This is a genomic window from Polaribacter sp. Z014 (genome assembly GCF_023555435.1).
Classification (GTDB): Bacteria; Bacteroidota; Bacteroidia; order Flavobacteriales; family Flavobacteriaceae; genus Polaribacter.
In genome coordinates this window covers 1-1043 of the sequence record NZ_JALCZP010000091.1, presented here as the reverse complement: position 1 = coordinate 1043, position 1043 = coordinate 1, and the positions used below count along the sequence as shown (strand labels likewise).

The window sequence follows — 1043 nt, the reverse complement described above, 5'->3', positions numbered from 1 at the left end:
GGCACTGTCTCATAAAGTGTGTAAGTTTTAAAATCTCAGGTTAATTAATTAACCTGAGATTTTTTTATTAATTTTAAATTTTACATACTTATGAAACCAGAAGACATTTTAAACGAAGATTTTTTAAAGCAATTTAAAAGCGGATCAGAACTTACTAATTTTTTAGAACAGCTTCATAAACGAGGCATAGAAAAGATCCTTGAGGGAGAATTAGATGCTCACCTAGATTATGATCGACATCAAAAAAGTAAATCAACTAATCTTCGAAACGGGTATACCAAAAAGAAACTAAAAACAACTTTAGGAGAGACAGAAATAAATGTTCCAAGAGACCGTGAAAGTTCCTTTAACCCAATGATTGTTAAAAAAAGAGAAAGTACTACAGAAGGTATAGAAAACATTATAATTTCCCTTTATGCAAAGGGGATGAGCAATAGTGATATAGAAGAACAAATACGAGAACTTTACGATTTTAACATCTCCACAAGTACTATATCAAGAATTACCGATAGTATCACCAATGATATTATAGCTTGGAAGAATAGACCTTTAGAAGCAACATATCTTATCGTTTGGATGGATGGAATCGTTTTTAAAGTTAGAGAAAACTCTAAAGTCATCAACAAAACCATTTACATTGCTGTAGGTTTGAGAACCGATGGTAAAAAAGAAGTACTTGGTTTATGGTTAGGGAAGAATGAATCTTCTGCTTTTTGGATGAGTGTTTTAACAGATATTAGAGCTAGAGGAACACAAGATATCTTAATCACAGCAACCGACAATTTAAACGGATTTACAGATACAATTAAAACTGTTTTCCCTAATTCTGTTACTCAAATATGTGTAGTGCATCAGATTAGAAACTCTTGTCGTTACGTTGTTTGGAAAGACAAAAAAGAGTTTACCAGAGACATGAAACAAATCTATACTGCACCCACAAAAGAAGCTGCAAAGGCATCCTTAAAAGATTTTAAAGATAAATGGGATTCTAAATATTCTTATGCGATTAAAAGTTGGGAAAATAACTGGGATGAACTTACCGT

At 31.9% G+C, this 1043-nt stretch carries 1 protein-coding gene; it reads left to right on the top strand.

The genetic code is table 11. From position 1 onward, the window contains the following. Positions 1 to 90: 90 nt before the first annotated feature. A partial coding sequence (locus MPF19_RS19050; protein WP_249989855.1) for an IS256 family transposase occupies positions 91 to 1043 on the top strand: 953 nt, incomplete at its 3' end.